Below are 23,416 nucleotides of genomic sequence, written 5' to 3' on the forward strand. Positions count from 1 at the left end.
GGGTGTGTAAGTGCTGTGAGGCATTGAGCTAACCCATACTAATTGCCCGTGCGGCTTGGCCATATAAGCTAAGAGACTTGGTGAAGCACTGGATAGACGAAGAGATTTTGTGAACGTCATTAAATATCAAATTAGAGCCACCCTTATTTGAGTAAACCGGCGGCTGTCAGCGGAAGTGGACAGAGGAAGTAAGCCCGAGAGACTCAGCCAGAATTGCCTGGCGACCATAGCGACGTGGAACCACCTGATTCCATCCCGAACTCAGAAGTGAAACGCGTCAGCGCCGATGGTAGTGTGGGGTTTCCCCATGTGAGAGTAGGTCATCGCCAGGCATGAAATACAGCACCCCCTGATCGGTAACGGTCAGGGGTTTTGCTTTTTGGGGTTCTATTAAATTTTTTGGTCTAATGCTGTGCTCACTAACAGAAGATCTTTGTACTTTCTATTGGAATGGACGAACGCTTCTAGGGGACATGCATCCATTCGCAATAGAAAATAGCCTCAACAAAATAGCAGAGATGCCAGGAGTTACTATCAATAGACTGATAGTTTCCGGCTAGATGATGTCGCATGCCCGCGCAGAGTCAGATTGCTGTATTGGAAAGTGTTCAGGCCTTTTTACAACGCCAGCATGGCTTGTATATCGACGGAAAGCAGCAGGAGAGCAGGTCAGGGCAGCGCTTGCCGGTGTGCAATCCTGCGACAGGGCAGGTTATTGGCAGCATTGCCCAGGCGGACAGCGATGAGGTCGATACCGCCGTACGCAGTGCTCATCACGCCTTTACCAGTGGTATCTGGTCAGCACTCCGTCCAGCTGACAGAGAGCGTATCCTGCTGAAAGTTGCTGATGTTCTTGAAGCGCACAGCGAAGAGCTGGCCCAGCTGGAAACCCTCAATCAGGGAAAGTCTATTCATATCGCACGTGCTATCGAAGTAGGGGCCACCATTGAATTTGTCCGTTATATGGCGGGATGGGCAACCAAGATCGGCGGGGAAACGATGGACGTGTCCATTCCTGTCCCGCAGGGCGCCAGGTACACCGCTTATACCCGGCGTGAACCAATAGGTGTAGTAGGGGCAATCGTACCCTGGAACTTCCCTTTGATGATTGCCACCTGGAAGATCATTCCGGCACTGGCAGCGGGATGCACTGTGGTACTGAAACCTTCCGAGGAAACCCCTCTGACGGCTTTGCGTCTGGCCGAGTTGTTAACGGAAGCAGGGGTTCCTGACGGTGTGGTCAATGTAATTACGGGTGATGGAAAGACCACCGGGGAGGCGCTGATCACTCATCCATTGATCAGCAAGCTGACGTTCACAGGCTCCACCGCAGTGGGTAAGCGCATTGGTCACGCGGCGGTTGACCAGATGGCACGGTTCACTCTTGAGCTGGGAGGGAAGAACCCGCTGATTATCATGGATGACGCGGATATTGCTCAGGTCGTTCCCGGAATCATGATGGGCGGCCTGCTCAATCAGGGGCAGGTATGTGCCGCCGCATCACGCATCTACGTGCAGCGTAGTCACTATGAGGGGGTAATGAATGCCCTGATCGATGCAGTGAATGGAATGAGTATCGGCCCTGGCATGGACCCTGATGCCCAGATCAATCCAGTGGTTTCAAGACGACATCAGCAGTCCATTTATCGCTTTCTTGAGCAGGCAAAAGCAGAGGGCGTGCAGGTTCATCAAGGCTGCAAAGTACCGGAAGGCGATGGCTTTTACGTTGAGCCGACGATTCTCTCCGCTGTCGATCACTCCCACAGCATCATTCACAGCGAAGTCTTTGGTCCGGTGCTGGCTGTCATGCCGTTCGATACGGAAGACGAGGTGCTGGCGCTGGCGAATGATTCCCACTATGGCCTTGCAGCCAGCCTCTGGACCACTAACCTCAACACTGCCATGCGCATGGTGCCTAAGATCAAATCAGGGACGGTGTGGGTGAATACTCATGTGCCTCTGGATCCTGCGATGCCTTTTGGTGGTCACAAGCAGTCGGGTATGGGACGTGAGTTTGGAAAGGGCGCAGTGGAGAGCTTTACGGAGATCAAATCCGTCTGTATTGCCCATGATTAAGCGCTAACGTCGTGACTGGATGTTCACTTGTCTGAATCAGGTGAACATCTGAGAGGCGAACTTGATAGCGCGTCATTCATGCAAGTAACACCGAGCGATCAATAACAATAATTAAGAAGTGATGCTATGAATACGATGGTCATACCTGACCCCAACACCGCACGAGCAATACCGGGCGCTACGACCGCCACGCCCATCCCCAACATTAATATTGGGCAGGAGTACGATCAGCGTTACGCCGAAGCGGACGTCCACTACGAAGGGTTTGAGAAGCTGGCTGACTTTTTTGGACGTAATATGCCCGTGCATCGCCATGATCGATTTTTTCAGGTGCATCTGGTCATGAGCGGAGTCGTGCGGGTGTATCTGGATGATCGTCTGTATGTGGTTGAAGGGCCGATGTTCTTTGTCACGCCCCCAACCATCCCTCATGCCTTTGTCACCGAAACCGGCAGTACGGGTCATGTGCTGACGGTGCGACAGCAACTGGTCTGGTCCCATTTCGAGGGTATGCAGGCCGGGAGTTTGCGTGGCTGTATCGATCAGCCGTTATGTGTCGCGCTGGACCGTGAGGCTCATTCCAGTCAGGAGCTGATGACATTATTTGCCCTGATCGCAACGGAGTTTGCTGATGTGCAGCGCAGCGGACGGGAGCTGGCGCTGATCACACTGACGCGCCTGCTGTTCGTCCACCTGCTGCGTTATGCCGACCAGAATCAGCCCGCGCAGGCTACTCGCAAGGATGAAATAGGCATCTTCCACCGCTTCAACGAATTGATCGAAGCTCATTATCAGGAGCACTGGACGCTGGATCGCTACGCCGGAAAGCTGAATATCAGCGAGTCACGTCTGAATGACATCTGTCGGCGGCTATCGGATTTGCCTTCCAAGCGTCTGGTCCATGATCGGGTGGTGCAGGAAGCTAAACGTCTGCTGATGTTTACCGATCACAGTGTCACCGAAATTGCCTATACCCTTGGCTTCAATGATCCGGCTTACTTTGCCCGTTTTTTCCGCCGGGCAACTTCAATGACGGCCAGTGGGTATCGGCAGCGTGAGGCCATCTGACGGGAAGGTATGGTTGAGCGTGAAACACGCAGTTAACAGGCGAAAGCCGCTTCTTTGTTTACCCACCCCCGTCAATGACGGGGGCTTTTTATCTTTGCTTACTTAACCACCACACCACGCAAACCACCGCTGATCAGCGTCGTGGCATCGGCCATCGCCAGCATTGGGTCCAACCCCCCGTAGGTGGCCAGATATCGGGGGTGCCACTCCGGATCGAACTTGGCTTTGAACCGGCGTAAACCTTCAAAGTTGTAGAAGTGTCCGCCATGCCGGTAAATCGTCATGCCCAGGCGATTCCAGATTTGCCGACGCGACGACTTGTCCAGTCCGGAAAGGGGAGCCAGGCCAAGTGACAGAGCCGCGAAACCTCTTTCCTTCAGTGCCAGCATCAACTCGATAAACAGGTACTCCATCACGGAATCAGGTGCGCTATTGCTGTGTCGCATCAGATCAATGGAGGCGGTCTGGCGGGTATCGGTTTCCAGTATGTTGGCAAAGGCCACAATACGCCCTTGGTGTTCGATTAGTGCCAGTGGGCCGCTGTTCAGGTAGAAACTGTCAAACCGTCCCAGAGAAAAGCGTTTTTCTTTGACGTGCTTGGTTTGCATCCATTCGCTGGAGATCTGTTTGAGTTCCGTCAGCAGTTCACTGGCGTGAGGCGCCTCAACAATACGGAACGACAACCCATCGCGCTGAGCACGGCTGACGGTCTGACGCAGACGCTTGCGCTCCGAGCCTTCCATGGAAAAAGTGGGTAGCGGCACGATGGCTTCTTCGCCCAGTTTGTTGAAGCTGAACCCGGCATCGAGAAATAACGGCAGGCGTTTATCGCTGACGTGGTAGAACACTGCCCGCCCGTTATGACGATCAGCCATCTGCACGAAATCATAGATCAGCTCGTCAGCGACAGCGGGGTTACCAACCGGGCCACCCAAAGCAATCCAGCTACGCCCCTGCACGGCATACATGATGAAGCCACTCTTGTCGGAGGACATCAGCAGCGACTTGTCACCGGTGAATACCAGACTGGCTTCGGGGTTGTTCTGCTGACGTACGACCGGGCGGATTTCTTCAAGGTGGTCTCGAGTGGCTTCCACCACTTCCATACGTGGCGGACGCAAGGCATAGAACAGTACGCTGAGCAGTGCCACTACCGCCGCACTGGCTGCGACACGCAGGGCGCGTGGGGTCTGCTGATCTTCTGCAAACTGCCACCACAGCTCATGGCTGTAGGCGGTGTCTTTATTGGCGAAAAACAGCAAGGCAGCGGCCAGTGCCGATACGCACAGCAACAAGGCAAACCAGTTAGCGGACCAGATGCCAATGGTCAGGCGTGATGAACGATGGAACTCCCGGCGACTGAGATAGATCGCCCCGGCAGCGGCCAGCAGCAACACGCTGTGTACGACGTCGAGGCGCTGCATGACCACCACTTCGGCACCGACAATCAGCCCGACAATAATGATCCAGCAAGCGGCCTTGACCCTGCGCTTGAGCGCGGTAGACAGCATCACCAGTACCATACCCAGCGCGCCGGACAGAATGCTGGAGGCTTCGATGCCGCCTAAGGGCAGAACATCGTTGACGTCGCTGAGCAGATCATCAGGAAGAGGGATCAGACCCAGCAACAGCAGGAAGAGGCCAGACAGCAACACCATGGCGGCAAGGCCGATGGGCGCCAGTTCTGCAAGGCCGGACAGGCTTGGCCCCATGACCCGACGCACACCTGCCAGCGCTGATGTGGCTTTGACGTTGCTCACTACTTCATGCAGGACGATCAGTACCAGCGCGAGGCAGAAGGGCACCAGATAATAGACAATGCGGAACAGCAGCAGAGAAGCTGCAACGGATTCCAGCGGCACGTGTTTACCCAGAGCCGCAATAATCATGCTTTCGAAAATGCCGACGCCACCCGGTACATGGCTGAGCACGGCAACCAGCAGGGCGGTGGCAAAGATGGCAACGAAAGCGGGGAAGCTGATAGTGGCTTCAGGAGGTAAAAGAATATACAGCGTCGCGCCGGCCAGGGTGATATCCAGCACAGAGAACAGCACCTGACTGAGCAGCACACGCGGGCGGGGCAGGCGCAGATCGAAGCGGCCAAGGCGAAGGTTGTAGCCGGAGATACTGAGCAGGGCACCCAGACCGACCAGCACAGCCAGTGCAATGGCGCTGATCTTTTGCACTTCGCCTGCGGATAACGACAGGATATAGGTCAGCGCCTCGGGGTGAACGACCAGCGCGGCAAGGCCGACCACCACCACACCGATACCGAAGAAGACGGCACAGAAGGTGGACACCATGGCGACTTCAGCCGCATCCAGACCCAGGCCTGAATAAAAACGGTAGCGCACAGCGCCACCGGATACGGCAGAGAGGCCGATGGTATTGCCCAGGGCATAGGCGCAGAAGGAGCCTAAAGCCACCCGTTCCATGGGTAGCTTTTTATCGATGTGACTGAGAGCGGTGGCGTCGTAGCCCACCAGTGCCATGTAACCCAATAGGGTCGTGAGCAGCGCCAGTGCCAGTGTGCTCCAGGGCACCTGCTGAAACTCGTTGCGGATGTCGTCTACATTGACGCTTTTAAGCAGATGCTGCAGGGCCAGCAACCCGGCAGCAAACAGAATCAGGGTCAGCGCTGGTGGTGCCCAGCGCTTGATCTGCTCCGTCAGATAGGACGGAGCGTGGGGCAGAGCTTCCTTTTCTTCTACAGTCGGACGCATGACAAAACTCGTAGCGGCAGTTATTCGTTGGCTTTGACCGAGGTGCTGTCAACCGATGCCGTGGTGGTATCAGGATTGACGGCGTCGGTGGCGACCGCTTTGACAGAGGAGGCGGCGGCAGGTCCCCCACCTTGTTGGCTGGCCAGTGATTCCAGTTTAGTGTTGAAGGCGTTGTTGATCTTGGCCGCGAGTGCGGGGTAGTCCTCATCAAAGTGATGGTCGCCAGAGGTCTCGATAACCGAGATCTGCTTGAGTGCAGGTGCCATGCAGGAGGTGTCGTCTTTATCTTCGGAGCCGTAGACACACAGCACTTTTTCGGCAGGTAAGGCGGCAATGGCAGGCACAACGTCATGATCACCGTGATCAATCCCTAACCAGCCTTCAACACTGACGTGGAAGGCCGTGTGGTAACCGGGTGCCAGCAGGCTGACCAGCTGGATGCGGGACTTCAGGGCCGGGTCCAGCTCTGGCCAGGCGAAGGGGAATACATCGGCACCGAACGAGTAGCCCACGATCAGAACAGGCAAGCTGTCCGTGGGGTCCATGCGATGCACAATTTTCTTCAGGTCTTTGGCCACTGACTTGGGCTCTTTGCTGCTCCAGAAGCTGTTGAGGGTATCAACGCCCACCACGGCATAACCGTTCTTGCCCAGCCATTCGCCGATGACTTTATCCAGATCATGCCAGCCGCCGTCACCTGAATAGACCACGGCTACGGCATGCGGCTTGCCTTCGATCGGCACATCGACCGTTTTCGGACCTTTACCGTTGTCATCATCGGCCATGGCACGACTGACCATCAGCACGGGCAGTAGGGCGCAAAGTACAACGCCCAGCCACAGACGGCGGGCAGAGAACAGGGATTTCATCTGAATTCCTCTTGAGCAGGGCACCTTGAAACGCTTGGCATGGCGGGAGAGGGCGCTCAACGAACAGAAAGATGTGCCGAACAGGCGCTTTACTGCTGCCCTTTATTCGAAAGACAGCAGCTCATGCGCGCTATGAAACTGCGACTGAAACAATTTAGCCAGTTTCAATGTTTGCTATGTCGGGAAACCAATTTACATAGTCCAGCCATATTCATGACCTGCTCAAGGAAGGATCATGACGTTTATCTGAAATGTGCCCGCAAACCCGCATGAGACGGAAGATAAAGTTCATCAGCCGGATATCGGGAGGGCAGTGAATGAGAGCAAAAAGGCGTGAAATTGGCGGGAAAGTGAAAGTGTAAATGCACTAGGTTGCACAGTGAAATGACAGCGCATGAAAGTTCATGCGCACTGTGTCACAACAAGGCTCAATCATTGAACACAATACGCACTGCGTCAGCTTCATCCTCTCTGGGTAACTCGAATCGCTGAATCTGCCGCTCAATGGCCTCGGCAGGGATGGCATATTCGCGCTCAGCGTTGCGGCTCAATGCTGTCGCTTTACTGACCTGCAGCAGCACTATCTCGATACAGGCATGGTGCCGGCGACCAATATCAATCAGTGGCTGACGATAGGATTGCCGATAGTTTGTTGCATCCCAGATAATCGTATGGCCGGGTCGTAGTAGTGTATTCAGCCGTCGATGAGCGGTTGCCACCACCTTATCGTTATTTGTCTGGCTCAGGCGTTCGCCAAACCGCTGCTCGCGAATGTCATCTAGAGAAATCACCGTAGCTTTGGCATAGCGGTCTGCAATCAGCGTACTTTTACCCGAACCTGAAATACCGCAGAGCAGAATCAGCTGCGGCTGGTTGCTGCTGGCGGGGGTTATGTCAGCAGACAGGTAACGTTGTTCTGCGATTTCAGCAACAACCTGCCACCATGCTCGGGCAGTCATCCCATAAGGGGCAGGGCAATGAAATAACCGGGAGGCCATTGCCATAGCGGTGATGCCTGACTCTTCTCCGGCGCCCTGTGTATAAGGTCTGAACAGGGTAACCAGCAAGGATTGCGCTGCTTGCACCGGGGACAGCTGGTGGCCCTCATCCAGCAATTCGTTATAGCAGTGGGACAGCGCCAGATTGGTCCGTGCGGGATGGGCAATCAGCGCCAGCGGGTAATCATTTCCCAACGCCTGGTAATAGTCTGCCACCTGCCAGCGTTGCATCAGAGCATCCAGAATCCAGCTCATGTCATCGGGCTCTCTTGTTAACACTTTCACAATTTCAGTACGAACCTGGGTCGTATCCAATCTAAAATTCTGATGAAGTCGTGCGGATATTTACGCTTTTTCTGAATCAGTCTGGCTGAGATCATAACAGCATATCCCCTCCGTCATCGTCACCCCGGAGGCATGTCACAGCTTCAAGGAGATGCATCATGATCGAAGTTCGCCCCTTCTCCAGTCTCGGCGGTGCCAACCATGGCTGGCTGAATGCTCGTCACCATTTTTCCTTTGCCGACTATTACGATCCCAAGCGTATGCAGTGGGGTAGCCTGCGCGTCTGGAATGATGATGAAATTCAGGCCAACTCCGGTTTTCCTCCACACCCACACAGCAACATGGAAATTATCACCTATGTGCGGCAGGGGGCTATTACCCATCAGGATAGTCTGGGTAACAAAGGCCGCACTGTAGCGGGTGATGTTCAGGTGATGAGTGCCGGTACCGGCATCGTGCACAGCGAGTACAACCTGGAACCAGAACTGACGCGGATATTCCAGATCTGGATTTTGCCTACCAAACAGGGTCTGCCACCTTCATGGGGGACCAAGCCGTTCCCTAAAGCGCAGCGGGATGGTCAGTTTGTTGTTCTCGCCAGTGGTTATGAGGGTGATGAGGCTGCCCTGTCAATTCGTACCGATGGACGGCTGGCGGCCGTCACTCTGAAAGAAGGGCAAACGGCAGAGTACGCCATCGCCGAGGGACGTCAGGTTTATCTGGTACCCGCGACAGGTGCCATTCAGGTGAACGGTGCGGTGGCGTCGGCACGGGATGGCGTGGCGGTGCGGGAGGAATCACTGCTCAAAGTAACCGCCCTTGAAGACAGTGAGGTCATTCTGGTCGAAGTGGATTGAGGTGACTGAACCTGCTTTGTCCTCTCATAGTGTTAGTAATGTGCTTATTGGGCCTGTCATCGACAGGCCTTTTTTTGTTCAGCTGATCGGCAGTCAGTTCAGCTGGAAAGCAGTGTTTGATCGATATTATCGAAGCGACGGACGCTGTGCAGTATGAAGCCAAAGGGCTGGGACGTGATCGGGTGGAAGCTGAAGCGTCGTTACCCACGGTCGAACAATAACGCAGATTTCAAGCCTTGATGTATGAGATTGAAGACAGCGCTACGCCTGAGTGGAAACTAAGACTACAATGCACTGCCCGGGCGCATTGCGCGCCTCGGGCATATTTATCATCAGGAGAAATGACATGGGTAAGAAAACCAGGTCCAGAACGCAGCAGGTGCTGCCACTGCTGAATAATCTGGTCGCCAAGCATGCCGAGACATTCTGCAAGGCTCAAACTCACGTAGACCGCAAAAAAGACATGAAACGCGGTAAAGAAAAAAATGCAGGCCGGTGGTGGCCTGATCTGATGGTACTTGTTACCGCCTGAGTGGCATCAGATCAGGTTATCTCCGGTTACTGCAGCACGTCCCGGCCTTGCTAAAGCTTCGATGTGCTCATTCAGGTTAGACACACTCCGCTTTCTCCGTTCTTTTTAATCTGCCTCATCCAGTGATTCTGGCTTTCATTCTGCCACGCCCGGCTGGTCTGAGATTGCTGGTTCTGCCATTTCTGGTAATAGGGGCTCGCCCAGTGAGTCTGCGGCCTGCCTGACGTCACGAGAGAAGCGGCCCATCAGCCGGACCAGATTTTCAATATCCTGTTCTTCCCAACCGGCAAATATGGCCAGCCCAATACGTTGACGCGCCTCGTCAATCCGATCAGTCATCGCTTTGCCACTGTCAGTAATAACGGCCATTCGCACCCGACGATCCAGCGGGCTTTCCTGACGACCGACCAAACCGAGGCTATCCAGTTTGGCAATCTGCCGACTGACAGTGGTGTAGTCGCGACCCGCGCGTTCAGCCAGTTCGACGATGCCGATAGGACCAAGCCGCTCAACCATCACCAGCAGCGGAAACAGCGCTCGATCCAGCGATATTCCTGCCTCTTTGACCATGGCCTCATCTCGCTGCGGGCTGTTCATGATGCCAACGATCTCTAGCAGGGAACCGTGCAGCTCACGTAGTAGTGCCATTATGTGTGTATTTTGCACATTATTATTTGACATAAATTCACCTCTAAAACAGTATGTGCATATTACACATATATGGAGGCGCCATGAAGCAACAACAGAATACTGATGTGTTGATCTGTGGTGCTGGCACCGCTGGACTGACGCTGGCCATCGAACTGGCACGCCGTGGTGTTGCCTTTCGTCTGATCGAGAAGAAGGACGGCCCATTCCACGGTTCGCGCGGTAAAGGCATTCAGCCACGCACTCAGGAAGTATTCGAAGACCTTGGCATTCTTGATCGGCTGGCAGCAGCGGGTGGGCCTTATCCTCCCGAGCGGCACTATCAGGCGGACGGTAGTTTTACTGAAGCCGAGGTCGTTGAGCGACAGGCGCCAACAGCCTCAGAACCCTATCTGCAGCCGTTGATGGTGCCGCAGTTTCTGACGGAGCGTGTCCTGCGGGAGCGCCTTATTGAGCTGGGGCATCGGCCTGAATATGGCTGTGAACTGGTTGGCTTTGAACAGGACCGTCAGGGTGTAACAGCACATCTGCGCAACCAGACAGGAGAAGAGCAGGTGCGCTCGCGCTGGCTGGTGGGCGCCGATGGAGGCCGCAGTTTTGTTCGTTATGCGCTTGATGTTGGTTTTCCCGGTAAGACGCTGAGTGTGCGGGCCATCGTTGCCGATGTGACGCTGTCTGGCCTCGGGCGTGAGGTATGGCATCGTTTCAGTGAGGGGGATATGGCGAGGCAGATTTCTTTCTGCCCACTGGCTGGTACCGACCTGTTCCAGATTCAGGGGCCGATTCCACTGGAAGGCGACATTGATCTGTCAGCTGCTGGCTTGCAGGCGATGGTGGCTGAACGCACCGGTCGCGAGGATATCCTCATTCACTCCGTGTCCTGGGCTTCTGCTTACCGCATGAATGCGCGGCTGGCGGATAAGTATCGTGTTGGTCAGGTGTTTCTGATCGGCGATGCGGCACATATCCACCCACCCACGGGTGGTCAGGGCCTCAATACCAGTGTGCAGGATGCCTACAATCTGGGGTGGAAGCTGGCTGCGGTGATTCAGGGCGCAGATGAAGACCTGCTTAACAGCTATGAAGAAGAGCGCAGGCCCATTGCTGCTGACATGCTCGGTCTGGCAACCAGACTGCTTGACTCCACCATGCGCGGTGAGATGCGTCGTGGCCGTGAGGTTAAACAGCTGGATATTGGCTATTCCGAGTCATCGCTGGTACTGGAGCAGCCCCGGCGTTTTGGTGGTCTGCTCGCTGGGGATCGTGCTCCCGATGCCCCGGTACGCGGCGCGGCAGGAATGCCACAGCGAGTCTTTGATCTGCTCCGTGGCACCCACTGGACCCTGCTTGGGTATCAGACGGAACACGGTGCAGTGCAACCTCGCCCGGGTCTGCATATCCATCATATTGATAAGCAGGGCGACATCATCGATGACGGACTGCACTTCGCCACAGCTTATGCCCCATTAGCAGGGGACTGGATACTGGTGCGCCCGGATGGTTATGTCGGCGCCATTGTCGGCAGCCATGATCTCGCCGAGCTGGAAAGCTATCTGTCACGCATGGGGCTGGGGTCCGCGCGTGTGCTGAACTGATCTGACACCTGTTACCACCTTCTTTGGTAGATCGATAAATGAATGCTTCAGAACCCGTGCGGCCCTGGACAGTGTTTCAGGCCGCTAACCGATTCCGTCGTGTGATCCGGGACTTTTCCCCCACACCAATACCGGAGCAGGACGTCCGGGCGCTGCTGACCGAGGCGGCGCTGGCTCCTTCCAGTGGCAACCTCCAGCCCTATCAGTTTCACTGGCTACGTGACCCATCCATCAAGGCTCGGGTTGCTCAGGCCTGCAACGGACAAAAGGCCGCCATGACGGCAGCAGAACTGATCGTGGTGGTTGCCAGCCCTGAGCTGGGCAGACAGACAGCGTTGGCACAGCTTGAGCATATTGATACCTCTGACACGCTGGAGCAGAAGTTCAGAGACTATCACCGCGCGCAGATCGGCAAGTTTCAGAAAATACTAGGTCTGGGAGGCTCGGTGTGGTGGTGGCCGCTGGTGTTTATCGCCGGATGGCTTCGTCCCAGTTTGTCTTTACTGCCAGTGGGTCATATTGGCAGCCGCCACTGGGCCGCACGTAATGCCACTTTTGCGGCCCAGACCCTAATGCTTGGCGCGGCGGCAAAGGGCATCGATTCATGCCCGATGGAAGGCTTTTCCGCTCCCCAGGTGGCAAAGATTCTGGGTTTACCGCGCGGTTCGGTAGTTCCACTGGTGATTGCCCTTGGTTACCGTGCAGACAGTGCACGTATTGAACAGCGCTGGCGGCGTGAGGAGGGGGATGTAGTGATCACGCATTAAGGCGGAACGTAACAGGTTGTTGAGGAATAACCCGGCATTGGTGCTCTGCTGCGACGTCCCGAAACGGGATCAGGCCTGTGGCCATTCGCAGCAGAGCGCTTGCAAGAAGAAGGCTATTTCTCCGGCACATCAATATCGTGCAGGACGCCGGGGTCATCGACGACCACATCGGTTACATCAAAATCCTGCAGCAGGTGCCGGGCACCGACATCACCATGCAGCTCGGCCAGCATCGGCAGATAGCGCCTGCCAAAGCAGACCGGATGGCCACGCTGCTCCTCATACAGGGGCGTGACGATGGCCTCTTCGCTGGCGTGAGCCAGAATGGCCTCCAGTGTGCTGTCTTTGATATAGGGCATATCACCCAGTGCCACCATGACAACGGCAGCATCTGCTACCGCAGGGACGGCAGCGCTGATGCTGTCGCCCATACCGCTCGAGGGCAGGCTGATAACCGTGGCGTGATAGTTGGCCGCCAGAGACAGCACATCCGGGTACTCCGGTCGCGTGACGACAATCAGCTGATCAACCTTGCCTGCGAAACTGCTCAGGGTGTGTTCAAGTACCGACCTGCGCTTGCCATTCAGGCCCGTACAGGGCACCAGCAACTTGTTGGCCAGTGTTTTACCTTCGTGTTTGTAGCGCGTGCCTTTCCCGGCAGCCAACACGATTGCAGCGGTCTTGAGCGGCGAGCGGTTGTCGGTCATGGATGCCATTGTCTTCTGTCCTCATCAAGCGAGAGAAACGGTGTAGCCAGTGCGTTTCTGGCTTCGATATTCATAGGCCAGTCAGGATGAAATCTCAACGGCCCGCTGCAAACCGAGGTGATTGGTAAACAGTAGTAACAGCCTGACTAATTGCTCATTAGCAGTTTTGCCAGCGCCTGCCCGCTGAGCCCGTAAGATACCCCACAGCAATACAAAACCTGACTACGGAGCGCGTACCGATGGAGTTCACCCCGATCTCTGATTTGCAGCAGCTGCTGGCCAGCATGTCACCTGTACTGAATGACGGTATCTATGCCTACGTGATGGTTGCCAGCGACACCGACCTGCGCGGGCTGGACTATGTGGGCTGCATGAAGGAAGCGGAGGGGCTGACACTGATCGTACCGGAGGCCACCGCTGCCGAGCGGGGCTTGTCGGTGTTGTTTCGCTGCCAGTGGATTACCTTGCATGTGCATTCAGACCTTGCCGCCGTGGGTCTGACGGCGGCATTTGCCAGTGCGCTGGGCAGGGCGCAACTGAGCTGTAATGTGGTGGCAGGTGCCTGTCACGATCATATCTTTGTACCTGCCGGGCGCGGCGAAGAGGCGGTGCAGGTATTGCGTGAGCTGCAGCAGGGGTCGATGCCCTCGCAGTGACGATACGGTCAGTGCTTTACAAGCTGCCAGATCAACAGCAGAGCCAGCAGGCAACTGAGCCCCTGCCAGAACAGCAGCGGGTTGCGCTCCAGCAGTGGCGGGCGATGCTCGGCGATAAAACGCGGATTCGGCTGATTGAGATCGTGAACAAACTCTGAGATGGCGTCATAGCGCCGTGACGGTTGTGGTTGCAGGGCTTTCTTCAGTGCTTCATCCACCCACAGTGGAATATCCCGCCGATGGGAGAATACGGAATCGTAGTGCAACCGGGCCTGAGCAGCCCGGCTGCGGGCGGTCGCCACCTGAGTGCCATAGGGCAAATGGCCGGAGAGCATCTGGTAAGTCATCACGGCCAGTGAAAACAGATCGGCCTGCTCGCCAACCGGATCTCCGCTGAAATATTCCGGCGCCGTGTAGGGCAGGGTGCCGAGGATCGGTTCGGCCTGTGTGCGGTCACTGAGCTCTGCCACACCTGCCACCCGGGTCGAGCCGAAGTCAATCAGTGTGACGGTGCCGTGTTCGTCGATCATGACATTGGCCGGGCGCAGATCCTGATGCAGCATTTCCAGCCGGTGGAAGGCTCGCAATCCTCTGGCAATCTGCCCGACGATGGAGCGCACTGCGGTCAGATCAGCCGTGGGGTGGTCACGCATCCACTGCTCCAGCGTCTGCCCCGGCAGGTATTCACTGGTGAGATAGAGGAAATGTCTCGGGCGCTCCATCGGCCAGGCCCGCAACACATGGGGATTATTGATGCGTCTGGCGATCCACTCCTCCATCAGCAGGCGCTCGATATAGGCCTCATCGTGGCGCAGATCATGGGAGGGCGTCTTGATCACCACCCGGTCCCCCGAGGCATTATCGATGGCCAGATACAGGTGGCTGCGGCTGGAGTGATGCAGTTCACGCTGAATGGTGAAACCATCGAATTCGGCACGCAGGCGCAGCTCAGGAGGAAAGGGTAACTGATTGAGGCGCTGGTACAGTTCGGTGGCGGAGGGCTCCGGCAACTGCTCGACCCGCACGATCTGGATCGTCAGGTTGTCATCACTGCCGTGATTGAGGGCTATTTCGGCAATGGCTCTGGCGGCCAGCGTCAGGTCATCCTGACAGTCCTCAATACAGCGCGCCATCACTGACTCATTGATGAACTCATGAATACCGTCGGTCGTGAGTACAAACACATCACCTGCTTCCACTGGCAGGCACTGGTAATCAATTTCGATATGATCATGAATGCCCAGTGCCCGGCTGAGGTAGTGCTGCTCAGCGGAGACATGCATGCGGTGATCTTGGGTCAGTTGCTCCAGATGGCTTCCTGACAGCCGATGAATGCGGCCATCACCAACATGGAACAGATGCGCGCTGGCGGCCTTGATGATCAGTGTGCTGAACGTACAGACATAACCCCGGTCAATGGCGTAGCGGAACTGGCCCTGACGGCTTTGTGCATGAAGCCAGGAGTTGATAGCGCTGATGACACGCTGGGCAGACTGTTTGACTGACCAGGTTTCACTGGTACAGAAGTAATCCTGCAGAAAACCGGCCACCGCAGACTGACTGGCGATATGGCTGACTTCACTGCTGCTGATGCCATCGGCAATGGCAAAGGCAGCGCCTTTACTGGTCAGTTGTGGCTGCAGCGGCACCAGCGCGCCATGAAAGTCCTGATTGCTCGCCTTGCGTCCTGCAGAGGAATACTGTCCGAATCGAAGCGTCAGCTGTTGGTTCATTGCGTCAAACGTTGGTCGGGAGGAAGACTACCCCGGCAAGACCGGGGCGAAGGTATCAGGAAAGAGTGCGCTTGGGTGCGGTGCGTACGTGGGTGCTATAGAGGGTCAAACCTGTGAAGGCCAGACCTCCCACCAGATTGCCCAGTGCAGTGGGGATTTCATTCCAGATGAAGTAGTCCATCACCGAGAAGGCACCGCCCATCATCATCGCCGAGGGGAACAGGAACATGTTCACCACCGAGTGCTCAAAACCCATGAAGAAGAACAGCATGATGGGCATCCACATGGCCAGCACCTTGCCACTGACGTTGGTGGAAATCATCGCACCGACCACCCCCATGGAGACCATCCAGTTACACAGCATGCCGCGCACAAAAATGGTCAGCCAGCCATCAAAACCATACTTGGCATAACCCAGGGTGCGCGCTTCGCCAATACCGGCGATCTTGGTCCCGACGGCACCCGGGTCGGTGTTGAAGCCCATGGTGAAAACAAACGCCATGATAAAGGCCACGGTCAGTGCACCAGCAAAGTTACCGATAAACACCAGACCCCAGTTACGCAGGATGCCGCTGATGGTGACGCCCGGACGGCGATCCAGCCACGCTAGCGGCGTCAGCATGAAGACCCCAGTAAGCAGATCGAAGCCCATCAGATAGAGCATGCAGAAACCCACAGGGAAGAGCACAGCGCCCAGCAGAGGAACACCGGTCTGAACCGCAATGGTCACGGCGAAAACAGCTGCCAGCGCCAGAATGGCTCCGGCCATATAGCCACGGATCAGGGTGTCGCGGGTGGCCATGTAAATCTTGGACTCACCGGCATCGACCATTTTGGTCACAAACTCAGACGGAATAATGTAAGACATCTCGCAATCCTCAATGGAACATCGTTGAAAAAGGCGTACATCACCGACTACTGCTGCAACGCCTTGTTGGGTGGTGCGTTTAACGGGTTGTCTCCGAGGTCCTGGCTTTTGCAGAGCAAAAAAAAGCGTCCACGCTCTTACCTGTTTCAGGAGAGCGTGGACGCTATTGTCCGGTCTGCGAAGCGTTTGATTGGGTGCCTCGGAGAATACCTGTTCTAAGCACAGTATGTGCCAAAGTGTTTCTGATTGAGAAAAAAATGCACTATCAATGAGTTATGAGAGCAGTATGCGAACCTGTCTGTGGCAATAACGAGGCATCGCTGATCTGTTGCAGTGCAGTAGTGCGCTTCAATGAATCGCAAACGTGCACAGTACGCTGGCGGCTAATCCATCACGAAGTATCGTTCCGCACTCACCAGCTCACGAATGACCTCCCTGACGATAAGCACGGCATTGTCGGGAGAGGCACTGTTGCGCCATGCCAGCTCTACCGGATAGCGCCGTAAGGGAAGGGGGCAGGCGACCCGTCGCAAACCATGGCTGATGGCAGTAATGGCCTGATGGTGTCTGAGCGCATCGGCTGGGAACTCTAGTCATCGAAGCTCTGTGGCCCGATGGTACTCGCCAGAAAGTCGACGAAAGACTTGATCCGAGCAGAAACAGTGGTGTTGCGGTAGTAAACGGCATTGATGCTTTGCCGTGACACCAGCGTGAGCTCAGGGAAGAGCTGTACCAGTCGGCCGGATTGCCGGTCTGCTCGTGTCATAAAATCGGACAGGCAGGCAATGCCTCCATCATTCAGTGCCATTTGCCTTAATGTCTCGCCGCTGGAGGCTTTGACCTGTGGATGGATGTGCAGTAACTGACCATCTTCCGCCAGCAGCGGCCATTCATTCAGCGATTCCGGCTGGGTAAAGCCGAGCAGACGGTGTGATGCTAGCTCAGCGACACTGACTGGCATCCCACGCTGCGCCAGATAGCCGGGGCTGGCAACCACTCTCATCTGGCTGGAGGCAATGGGCATGGCCCGCAGCGTGGAGTCTTTCAGGCGGCCTATCCGTATGGCGATATCCGTGCGCCGCTCCAGCAGATCGATAATGCCCTCGTTGGAGTTCAGCTCCAGCTGCACTTCGGGGTATTGCTGCTGATAGTCTGCTACCCGTGGTGCAATCACATGCAGCATAAAGGGCGAGGCGGCATCTACCCGTAACAGGCCAGCGGGCTGATCACGCCGCAGCGCCAGCAATTCTTCGCTTTCCTCAACAGACGTCAGAATGTCACGCACCCGCTCCAGATAAAGCTGGCCTTCCTCCGTGAGCTTGAGTCGTCGCGTTGTGCGACTCAGCAGTGACGTATTCAGCTTTTCTTCCAGCCGCGCCAGTGACCGGCTGGTCGCCGAGACCGTCTGCCCAAGCTGTTCTGCTGCTGCACTGATAGAGCCGCAGTCCACAACGGCCTGAAAGGCCTGCATTTCATCCAGAGTGGCTTTCATTCTTGACTGATACGCAAAAGTGTTTCGTTGAAAGGCGTGTTTTTGCAAAGGTAATGAAGCGGCACACTGAGATCAATCACAACGGATGCAAATCCGACAAGTCACGAGAAAAGAGGTGTGTCATGGCTGTTCCTTCATTTGGTCTGGGGACGTTTCGCTTGCAGGGGCAGGTGGTCATCGATTCGGTCCGTACGGCGCTGGAGCTGGGCTATCGGGCAGTGGATACCGCACAGATTTATCAGAATGAAGCGGAGGTCGGGCAGGCGATTGCGGAAAGTGGCGTGGCGCGCGAGGAGATCTACCTGACGACCAAAATCTGGGTCGAAAACTACAGCAAGCACACGCTGATCGACAGCCTGCACCACAGTTTACGCAAATTGCGCAGTGACTATGTCGACCTGACCCTGATTCACTGGCCTGCACCGGGGAATGGCGTTGCTGTCGCCGAGTACATGCAGGCGCTGGCAGAAGCCAAAGCGGCCGGTCTGACCCGGGAAATAGGGATCTCCAACTTCAATATCGCACTGACCAGAGAGGCGATAGCTGCGGTTGGCAGGGAGCATATCGCGACCAATCAGATTGAGCTGAGCCCCTACCTGCAGAATCCAACGCTGGTGAGCTTTCTGCAGGAGCAGCAGATTCCGGTGACGTCCTATATGACGCTGGCGTATGGCAAGGTGCTGCAGGATCCGCTGATTCAGGCCATCGCAGCACGTATTCCTGCCACGCCGGCTCAGGTGGTACTGGCATGGGCATTGCGAAAAGGTTATGCGGTTATCCCGTCGTCAACCCAACGCAACCACCTGGCATCGAACCTGCTGGCACCGCAGCTAGCGCTGAGTGATAGCGATATGGCCCTGATCGACAGCCTTGAGCGCAAAGGTCGTGAAGTCAGCCCGGAAGGATTAGCTGCCGAATGGGATGACTGATGCTTCACCCGCGGATAAGAACCTTCGCCCACAGGTGAAAAGTGAGCGCATCCTGCCGGAAACGCCCGGCAAGATGCGCCAAAATGCAGAGCTGCTACCTGAAGACACCTGAAAACAAACCTTAGGCCTGAAAACAGACTTTGTGGACGTGTCGAAGGAGAGGTTTTGAAAATATATGTATTAAAAATATCTGATACGTAAAAAGTATATTTTTCTGAAAGACCTCGAAAATACCCAAACAGAACCGCCAGAAACCTTTTCAGCCGCCACGTTGCCTCTTTTGAATCAGCTCCACATAGCGTTTGGCACCCAGCCCCAGCGGTTTTTCCGTGCTCCAGACCACATCTGCCCAGAGCAGACGCTCATTGGTCATGTTGGTAAACACCACCTCAATCAGCTCGCCACTGTGAATGGACGGTTGTACCAGTGAAACCGGCAGCAGCGCCCAGCCCAGACCTTCCTGTACCAGACGCAGGGCAGCCAGGTGATTGTCGGTGCGCCATAGCTGGCGGGACTGCACCAGTCTGGGGTCGCTGTATGGTGCATCACGACTGGCGGCGACCATGATCTGCCGGTGTTCAAGCAAGTGCTCATGTCTGGCTTCAGCGCTGACCTGCGCCAGTGGGTGCTGAGGAGCGGCAACGATGATCAGCTTTTCGCTACCCATTTCCTGAAAGACTTCACGTTCTTCGATGGTCGGGCGTTCAAATACCACCGCCAGATGAGCACTGCCACGATGCAGCATCTGCATCGCATCCTCCTGCGGCACGGCAAGTATCTCCAGCTCCAGCGCCGGGAACTCTGCTGCCAGCTGTGGAATGGGTTCACTCCAGCGGGTAGCCAGCAACTCCGGTGCGATGGCCAGCGTCAGCCGGGTTTCCAGCCCACGATGCAGTGCCAGCGCATGGGCCTCCATCTGCTGATGCAGCGCGGCCAGCTGGCGGGCCTGTGGTTCCAGCGCCAGAGCAGCTTCGGTGGGGACGGGTTCCCGGCCGCTGCGATTGAACAGCTGTAAATCCAGCTCCGCCTCCAGCTGGGCGATGGCCATGCTGACCGCAGAGGGGACTCGCCCCAGCTTGCGCGCCGCTGCAGAAAAGGAGCCGCACTCCAGCACGGTGAGAAACAGGGTGATGTTGTCGGTAGAAAAGGCCATAGGGATCTGTCAGTTATTCTGAAAGGAGCTGACTAAACATATCAGCTTTCAACACATAGAGTAGGCGCCATTCAGGCCAGTCGCTGTCATTCATGCCTGATGATCAGTAACAACGGGAAAGGCCATGCAAGGCATCAAACGGAAAATCGTCTACGTCCTTCTTTCAGAAGCCATCGCCATCATGATCACCGCCGGCGTGCTGAGCCTGCTGGGTAACAACCAGCAAACGGCCGGCATCGGTGCCGTCGTTACCTCGGCGCTGGCCATGCTCTGGAACTTTGTCTGGAATACGCTGTTCGAGTGGTGGGAAGCGCGACAGCAGCAGAAGGGCAGAAGCTTGCGCAGGCGGGTAGGCCATGCCATCGGCTTTGAGCTTGGCCTGTCGTTGTTGCTGGTGCCGTTCTTCGTCTGGTGGCTGGATATTTCCTGGTGGAAGGCGCTGACACTGGATATCAGCATGACCCTGTTTTTCATGGTCTACACCTTTGTCTACAACTGGGCGTTCGATCTTGTCTTTGGGCTGCCCAAATCCGCCTTACCGGAGTGTCCTGCGTCCTGAGCTCCCTCTACTGAACAACGTGGTGGGTTTACACAGCCATCTCTGATTACGGATATTGATCAGTTCACCGGCATCGGTCATCAGGCTATAGACCGCATCCAGCCTGCCGGTGGCATCCGTCATTTCGAGGAAGTAATCGCAACCGCCCGGCATCACGGTGCCGTCTATCTGCTCTATTGAAGGGCAAAACAGGGTAAAGCGCCCACCGGTAATGGGGTAGTTCATCCGTGTGCCTTCGGCCACCTCGCCCAGAGTGAGCGCAGGGGCGATATCGACTTCAATATCAAGCCGTTTTATCAGCGTCGGGCGGGCGTTATCTGGGTATGTCATTGGCAATCTCAGCCGGGGGCGTGTTGTACGTTGCAAGATACGAACAGGTTCACCAACGCATTAGCCAGCCCGGTTTGTCCGCGATGGTGAACCCGTTCCGGGGAGTTACAGACCTGTCTTGACCGTTGTCCAGGCGCGGGTACGGACACGCTCGATGGCATCAGGCACGGCTTTCAGCGGGAACAGCGTCTGTTTGACCTCATCACTGACATACATGTTCGGGTTATTGCGGATGGAAGCATCGACCAGCGCCGTGGCATCGACATTGGGGTTGGGATAACCCACAGCGTTACTGATACGGGCGATGATGTCCGGGCGCAGGATAAAGTTGATAAAGGCATGTGCTTCGCTTTTGTGCTGGGCGTTGGCTGCGATACTCATCACGTCGGACCACATCGGCGCGCCTTCTTTCGGGATGCTCATCTTGATTGTGATGCCGTTACCTGCCGCATGGGCGATTTTGTCGGCCAGTACCACACCGCCCGACCAGCCTACGGCCATGCAGATATCACCGTTGGCCAGATCCATCCCATACTTCGATGAGTCAAAATAGCGCACATAGGGGCGGATACCCTGAATCAGCGCGGTGGCCTGTTTATAGTCCGCCTTGTTCGTACTGTTCGGATCAAGTTTGAGGTAGTCGAGGGCAATCGGCAGGATTTCACTGGAGGCGTCGAGGAAGCCGACGCCGCATTGCTGCAGTTTGGCCATGTACTCGGGGTTGAAAACGATGCTCCAGGAGTCGATTTTCACATCATTTCCCAGTACCGCTTTGACCTTGTCTTCGTTGTAGCCGATCAGGGTAGTGCCCCACATGTAAGGTACTGCGTACTGATTGCCTGTATCACCGACGGCCTCCAGGTTCTTCATGAAGTCCGGGTCGAGATGAGACCAGTTGCTGAGTTCTGAGCGGTCGAGCTTTTCAAGTGCGCCTACCTTAATCAATTTGCCCAGATTGGCCGTGCCGGGAAATACCACGTCATAACCGGAATTGCCGGTCAGTAATTTCGATTCCAGCGTTTCTACATTATCGAATACATCATAGATGGGGTGAATGCCGGTTTCTTTTTGAAAGTCGTCCAGTACATCCTGTGGCATATATTCAATCCAGTTGAATATACGTACTGTTTTCTCTTCGGCAAATCCTGTCTGTACCAATAACGTGGAAGACAGCGCAAACGCACAAGCCAGTCTGAAAGAAGGTTTCATTGATAATTCCTCAACAGGGCTGATCAGTATTTGTAAGTGAAGTAGAGTTCTATCGCACTGAATGGCTTGTCATCACCAAATAATTCTTTTGCAGCGGCTTGCGGCTTTACCCAGTTATAGGACAGTGACGAATAAAACTGGGCATTGGGAGCATAATCAAGGTAGACAACACTTTCATCAGCAAAGTGTTTATTCTCTACCGCTGTGCCGAGAAAGTTATTTTTGTCGAGCCAGAACTGGTAATGCATGGCACCCAGCGTAAAGGCATCGTTCAGCTGTAGTCTGGCACTGAGCTGATGCACATTTTCATTACTGTTGTTCATCAGGTAATTGCCCACCACATCGCCGATCAGCCAGGTACCCCAGTCAATAAAGCCTTTACTGAGCGGATCCCAGGCCTTGCTGGTGTTGTCCGTCAGGTCATCATCGCCGGAAAAACTGGCATAGCGATAGCCAATGGTGGGTTGCAGTGGCAGGGAGGTGAACTGGTAGTCACCCTGCAGATACCAGGCGGTAGCATCGTATTCGGTGGTGCTGCTACTGCCTTTCTGCCAGGCCATTTCGGCATTGAGGGTGAGGTTGGGTACGCCGGGCAGCACGCCATGCAACGCGCGCAGATCATAAACCCGCATCCCATCCCGCTGAGTGGACTGACTGCTGTCCGCTATCGTGGCCACGCCCAGCGCCATGGCGCCCAGTGTTACCTGATCGTTAAGGTTGTAGTCAACGTTAGCGCCCGTCAGGCGAAAATCACCGAGATCACTGTCGGTACGCAGGCTGAAGGCCTGAGCTTGCAGGGCCTGGTTATCCCAGGTCAGCACAGCGGCATCGCGAAAAGCACTGCGTGGCCCCAGCCAGTAAGCGCCGTCCTTGAGAAAGTCGAGATTGCCGTCCATGACGATAAAGCCATTGCCGACCATGAAGTTCTGTCGGCCCAGAGTGAGCGTCCATTGCCGGTAATGAACACCGGCATAGAGTTCTTCAACGGCTGTCTTGCCGTCGGAACTGCGGGAAAAGCCTCCGGCATCGCCATCACCCAGGGTGGTGGCTGACACCACTGAACCTCCGCCAACCAGTGCCCAGTCGTCATTGAGCTGGTAATTCAGGGTTAGCCCGGGCTTGAGATAGCCTTCCTGCCAGGTGGCGGAAGTACCGGTATTTTCGCCGTTGCGTATATCTACCCGACCTGTGCCGAAGTTGACATGACGGCTGATGATATTGGCCGCGCCCAGATCAAGGGTTGCTTCCCCTGACAGGGCACCGTTGGAAAATACATAACCTGCCTGAGCGGTAGGGCATATTAACGGCAATGCAGCCGCCAATATGCCACACACGTGGTAGCGTCTTTCCACCTTTTAACTC

21 protein-coding genes and 1 rRNA gene are annotated in these 23,416 nt (G+C 55.7%); 10 read left to right on the forward strand and 12 right to left on the reverse strand.

Going from position 1 to position 23,416, the window contains the following annotated elements; translation table 11 throughout:
• Window positions 1-216 precede the first annotated feature (216 nt).
• The 3 genes from rrf to hpaA all read left to right on the forward strand — a co-directional run bounded on the left by rrf (window position 217) and on the right by hpaA (window position 3,144).
• Window positions 217-332: ribosomal RNA gene (gene rrf / locus WH50_RS12505) — 5S ribosomal RNA — on the forward strand.
• Between the two features lie 238 nt (window positions 333-570).
• Complete coding sequence (locus tag WH50_RS12510) at window positions 571-2,076, forward strand: aldehyde dehydrogenase family protein (RefSeq protein WP_110187611.1); 1,506 nt, start codon at window positions 571-573, stop codon at window positions 2,074-2,076.
• Between the two features lie 126 nt (window positions 2,077-2,202).
• Window positions 2,203-3,144 carry a 4-hydroxyphenylacetate catabolism regulatory protein HpaA gene (gene hpaA, locus WH50_RS12515; RefSeq protein ID WP_243410097.1) on the forward strand — a complete coding sequence of 314 codons (942 nt, stop codon included), beginning with the start codon at window positions 2,203-2,205 and terminating at the stop codon, window positions 3,142-3,144.
• 98 nt (window positions 3,145-3,242) lie between these two features.
• Here the strand turns inward: hpaA and mprF are convergent, their stop codons facing one another.
• The 3 genes from mprF to WH50_RS12530 form a co-directional block, all read right to left on the reverse strand.
• Complete coding sequence (gene mprF, locus WH50_RS12520; RefSeq protein WP_110187612.1) at window positions 3,243-5,867, reverse strand: bifunctional lysylphosphatidylglycerol flippase/synthetase MprF; 2,625 nt, start codon at window positions 5,865-5,867, stop codon at window positions 3,243-3,245.
• A gap of 20 nt (window positions 5,868-5,887) precedes the next feature.
• Window positions 5,888-6,736, reverse strand: a complete 849-nt coding sequence (locus WH50_RS12525) for an AcvB/VirJ family lysyl-phosphatidylglycerol hydrolase (protein ID WP_110187613.1) — start codon at window positions 6,734-6,736, stop codon at window positions 5,888-5,890.
• Between the two features lie 428 nt (window positions 6,737-7,164).
• A complete protein-coding gene (locus tag WH50_RS12530; RefSeq protein ID WP_110187614.1) occupies window positions 7,165-7,989 on the reverse strand; it encodes an ATP-binding protein in 825 nt (274 codons plus the stop codon).
• A gap of 188 nt (window positions 7,990-8,177) precedes the next feature.
• Between WH50_RS12530 and WH50_RS12535 the strand changes: the two genes are divergently transcribed.
• Both WH50_RS12535 and WH50_RS12540 read left to right on the forward strand, forming a co-directional pair.
• Complete coding sequence (locus WH50_RS12535) at window positions 8,178-8,876, forward strand: pirin family protein (protein WP_110187615.1); 699 nt, start codon at window positions 8,178-8,180, stop codon at window positions 8,874-8,876.
• Between the two features lie 346 nt (window positions 8,877-9,222).
• Window positions 9,223-9,408, forward strand: coding sequence for a DUF7230 family protein (locus WH50_RS12540; protein WP_110187616.1), 186 nt, complete (start codon window positions 9,223-9,225; stop codon window positions 9,406-9,408).
• 135 nt (window positions 9,409-9,543) lie between these two features.
• Here WH50_RS12540 and WH50_RS12545 read toward each other — a convergent pair whose 3' ends face one another.
• Entirely contained in the window at window positions 9,544-10,089 is a 546-nt protein-coding gene (locus tag WH50_RS12545) for a MarR family winged helix-turn-helix transcriptional regulator (protein ID WP_110187617.1), read from the reverse strand.
• Window positions 10,090-10,139: 50 nt separating this feature from the next.
• Between WH50_RS12545 and WH50_RS12550 the strand changes: the two genes are divergently transcribed.
• Both WH50_RS12550 and WH50_RS12555 read left to right on the forward strand, forming a co-directional pair.
• Window positions 10,140-11,651 (forward strand): FAD-dependent oxidoreductase, encoded by a 1,512-nt coding sequence (locus WH50_RS12550; protein WP_110187618.1) that lies wholly within the window; start codon window positions 10,140-10,142, stop codon window positions 11,649-11,651.
• A gap of 38 nt (window positions 11,652-11,689) precedes the next feature.
• Window positions 11,690-12,418: a nitroreductase family protein gene (locus tag WH50_RS12555; protein WP_110187619.1), complete on the forward strand. Its 729-nt coding sequence runs from the start codon at window positions 11,690-11,692 to the stop codon at window positions 12,416-12,418.
• Between the two features lie 113 nt (window positions 12,419-12,531).
• Here WH50_RS12555 and WH50_RS12560 read toward each other — a convergent pair whose 3' ends face one another.
• Window positions 12,532-13,134 carry a nucleotidyltransferase family protein gene (locus WH50_RS12560; RefSeq protein WP_110187620.1) on the reverse strand — a complete coding sequence of 201 codons (603 nt, stop codon included), beginning with the start codon at window positions 13,132-13,134 and terminating at the stop codon, window positions 12,532-12,534.
• A 230-nt stretch (window positions 13,135-13,364) separates the two neighbouring features.
• On the opposite strand from WH50_RS12560, the gene WH50_RS12565 reads away from it, so the two are divergent.
• A complete protein-coding gene (locus WH50_RS12565) occupies window positions 13,365-13,781 on the forward strand; it encodes an ACT domain-containing protein (RefSeq protein ID WP_110187621.1) in 417 nt (138 codons plus the stop codon).
• Between the two features lie 8 nt (window positions 13,782-13,789).
• Here WH50_RS12565 and WH50_RS12570 read toward each other — a convergent pair whose 3' ends face one another.
• The 3 genes from WH50_RS12570 to WH50_RS12580 form a co-directional block, all read right to left on the reverse strand.
• The gene (locus tag WH50_RS12570) at window positions 13,790-15,514 is read right to left on the reverse strand and encodes a bifunctional protein-serine/threonine kinase/phosphatase (RefSeq protein ID WP_110187622.1); all 1,725 of its coding nucleotides are present in this window, start codon (window positions 15,512-15,514) and stop codon (window positions 13,790-13,792) included.
• 55 nt (window positions 15,515-15,569) lie between these two features.
• Window positions 15,570-16,382, reverse strand: coding sequence for a formate/nitrite transporter family protein (locus WH50_RS12575; protein ID WP_104151724.1), 813 nt, complete (start codon window positions 16,380-16,382; stop codon window positions 15,570-15,572).
• A gap of 589 nt (window positions 16,383-16,971) precedes the next feature.
• Window positions 16,972-17,874 carry a LysR family transcriptional regulator gene (locus WH50_RS12580; protein WP_110187623.1) on the reverse strand — a complete coding sequence of 301 codons (903 nt, stop codon included), beginning with the start codon at window positions 17,872-17,874 and terminating at the stop codon, window positions 16,972-16,974.
• 122 nt (window positions 17,875-17,996) lie between these two features.
• Here WH50_RS12580 and dkgB point away from each other — a divergent pair, with 122 nt between their 5' ends.
• Window positions 17,997-18,803, forward strand: a complete 807-nt coding sequence (gene dkgB, locus WH50_RS12585; RefSeq protein WP_110187624.1) for a 2,5-didehydrogluconate reductase DkgB — start codon at window positions 17,997-17,999, stop codon at window positions 18,801-18,803.
• A 259-nt stretch (window positions 18,804-19,062) separates the two neighbouring features.
• Here the strand turns inward: dkgB and WH50_RS12590 are convergent, their stop codons facing one another.
• Window positions 19,063-19,956, reverse strand: a complete 894-nt coding sequence (locus tag WH50_RS12590; protein WP_110187625.1) for a LysR family transcriptional regulator — start codon at window positions 19,954-19,956, stop codon at window positions 19,063-19,065.
• Between the two features lie 124 nt (window positions 19,957-20,080).
• On the opposite strand from WH50_RS12590, the gene WH50_RS12595 reads away from it, so the two are divergent.
• Entirely contained in the window at window positions 20,081-20,515 is a 435-nt protein-coding gene (locus WH50_RS12595; RefSeq protein ID WP_110187626.1) for a PACE efflux transporter, read from the forward strand.
• Here WH50_RS12595 and WH50_RS12600 read toward each other — a convergent pair.
• From WH50_RS12600 to WH50_RS12610, 3 genes are all read right to left on the reverse strand, one after another.
• Window positions 20,492-20,845: a DUF3237 family protein gene (locus tag WH50_RS12600; RefSeq protein WP_110187627.1), complete on the reverse strand. Its 354-nt coding sequence runs from the start codon at window positions 20,843-20,845 to the stop codon at window positions 20,492-20,494. The two genes, WH50_RS12595 and WH50_RS12600, sit on opposite strands and share 24 nt — an antisense overlap.
• A gap of 105 nt (window positions 20,846-20,950) precedes the next feature.
• Complete coding sequence (locus WH50_RS12605) at window positions 20,951-22,054, reverse strand: polyamine ABC transporter substrate-binding protein (protein WP_110187628.1); 1,104 nt, start codon at window positions 22,052-22,054, stop codon at window positions 20,951-20,953.
• Between the two features lie 23 nt (window positions 22,055-22,077).
• On the reverse strand, window positions 22,078-23,406 hold the full coding sequence (locus WH50_RS12610) for an alginate export family protein (protein ID WP_110187629.1): 1,329 nt from the start codon (window positions 23,404-23,406) through the stop codon (window positions 22,078-22,080).
• Between the last annotated feature and the right edge of the window lie 10 nt (window positions 23,407-23,416).

The sequence above is a fragment of the Pokkaliibacter plantistimulans genome, from assembly GCF_003194385.1.
In the GTDB taxonomy this organism is placed as follows: Bacteria; Pseudomonadota; Gammaproteobacteria; order Pseudomonadales; family Balneatricaceae; genus Pokkaliibacter; species Pokkaliibacter plantistimulans.

Coding starts and splice junctions, on each gene's coding strand:
- WH50_RS12535 (WP_110187615.1), top strand. CDS start 8,178: ATGATCGAAGTTCGCCCCTTCTCCAGTCTCGGCGGTGCCAACCATGGC.
- WH50_RS12575 (WP_104151724.1), bottom strand. CDS start 16,382: ATGTCTTACATTATTCCGTCTGAGTTTGTGACCAAAATGGTCGATGCC.
- WH50_RS12570 (WP_110187622.1), bottom strand. CDS start 15,514: ATGAACCAACAGCTGACGCTTCGATTCGGACAGTATTCCTCTGCAGGA.
- WH50_RS12580 (WP_110187623.1), bottom strand. CDS start 17,874: ATGAAAGCCACTCTGGATGAAATGCAGGCCTTTCAGGCCGTTGTGGAC.
- WH50_RS12595 (WP_110187626.1), top strand. CDS start 20,081: ATGCAAGGCATCAAACGGAAAATCGTCTACGTCCTTCTTTCAGAAGCC.
- WH50_RS12600 (WP_110187627.1), bottom strand. CDS start 20,845: ATGACATACCCAGATAACGCCCGCCCGACGCTGATAAAACGGCTTGAT.
- hpaA (WP_243410097.1), top strand. CDS start 2,203: ATGAATACGATGGTCATACCTGACCCCAACACCGCACGAGCAATACCG.
- WH50_RS12550 (WP_110187618.1), top strand. CDS start 10,140: ATGAAGCAACAACAGAATACTGATGTGTTGATCTGTGGTGCTGGCACC.
- WH50_RS12555 (WP_110187619.1), top strand. CDS start 11,690: ATGAATGCTTCAGAACCCGTGCGGCCCTGGACAGTGTTTCAGGCCGCT.
- WH50_RS12590 (WP_110187625.1), bottom strand. CDS start 19,956: ATGGCCTTTTCTACCGACAACATCACCCTGTTTCTCACCGTGCTGGAG.
- WH50_RS12530 (WP_110187614.1), bottom strand. CDS start 7,989: ATGAGCTGGATTCTGGATGCTCTGATGCAACGCTGGCAGGTGGCAGAC.
- WH50_RS12565 (WP_110187621.1), top strand. CDS start 13,365: ATGGAGTTCACCCCGATCTCTGATTTGCAGCAGCTGCTGGCCAGCATG.
- WH50_RS12510 (WP_110187611.1), top strand. CDS start 571: ATGCCCGCGCAGAGTCAGATTGCTGTATTGGAAAGTGTTCAGGCCTTT.
- WH50_RS12525 (WP_110187613.1), bottom strand. CDS start 6,736: ATGAAATCCCTGTTCTCTGCCCGCCGTCTGTGGCTGGGCGTTGTACTT.
- mprF (WP_110187612.1), bottom strand. CDS start 5,867: ATGCGTCCGACTGTAGAAGAAAAGGAAGCTCTGCCCCACGCTCCGTCC.
- WH50_RS12560 (WP_110187620.1), bottom strand. CDS start 13,134: ATGGCATCCATGACCGACAACCGCTCGCCGCTCAAGACCGCTGCAATC.
- dkgB (WP_110187624.1), top strand. CDS start 17,997: ATGGCTGTTCCTTCATTTGGTCTGGGGACGTTTCGCTTGCAGGGGCAG.
- WH50_RS12605 (WP_110187628.1), bottom strand. CDS start 22,054: ATGAAACCTTCTTTCAGACTGGCTTGTGCGTTTGCGCTGTCTTCCACG.
- WH50_RS12540 (WP_110187616.1), top strand. CDS start 9,223: ATGGGTAAGAAAACCAGGTCCAGAACGCAGCAGGTGCTGCCACTGCTG.
- WH50_RS12545 (WP_110187617.1), bottom strand. CDS start 10,089: ATGTCAAATAATAATGTGCAAAATACACACATAATGGCACTACTACGT.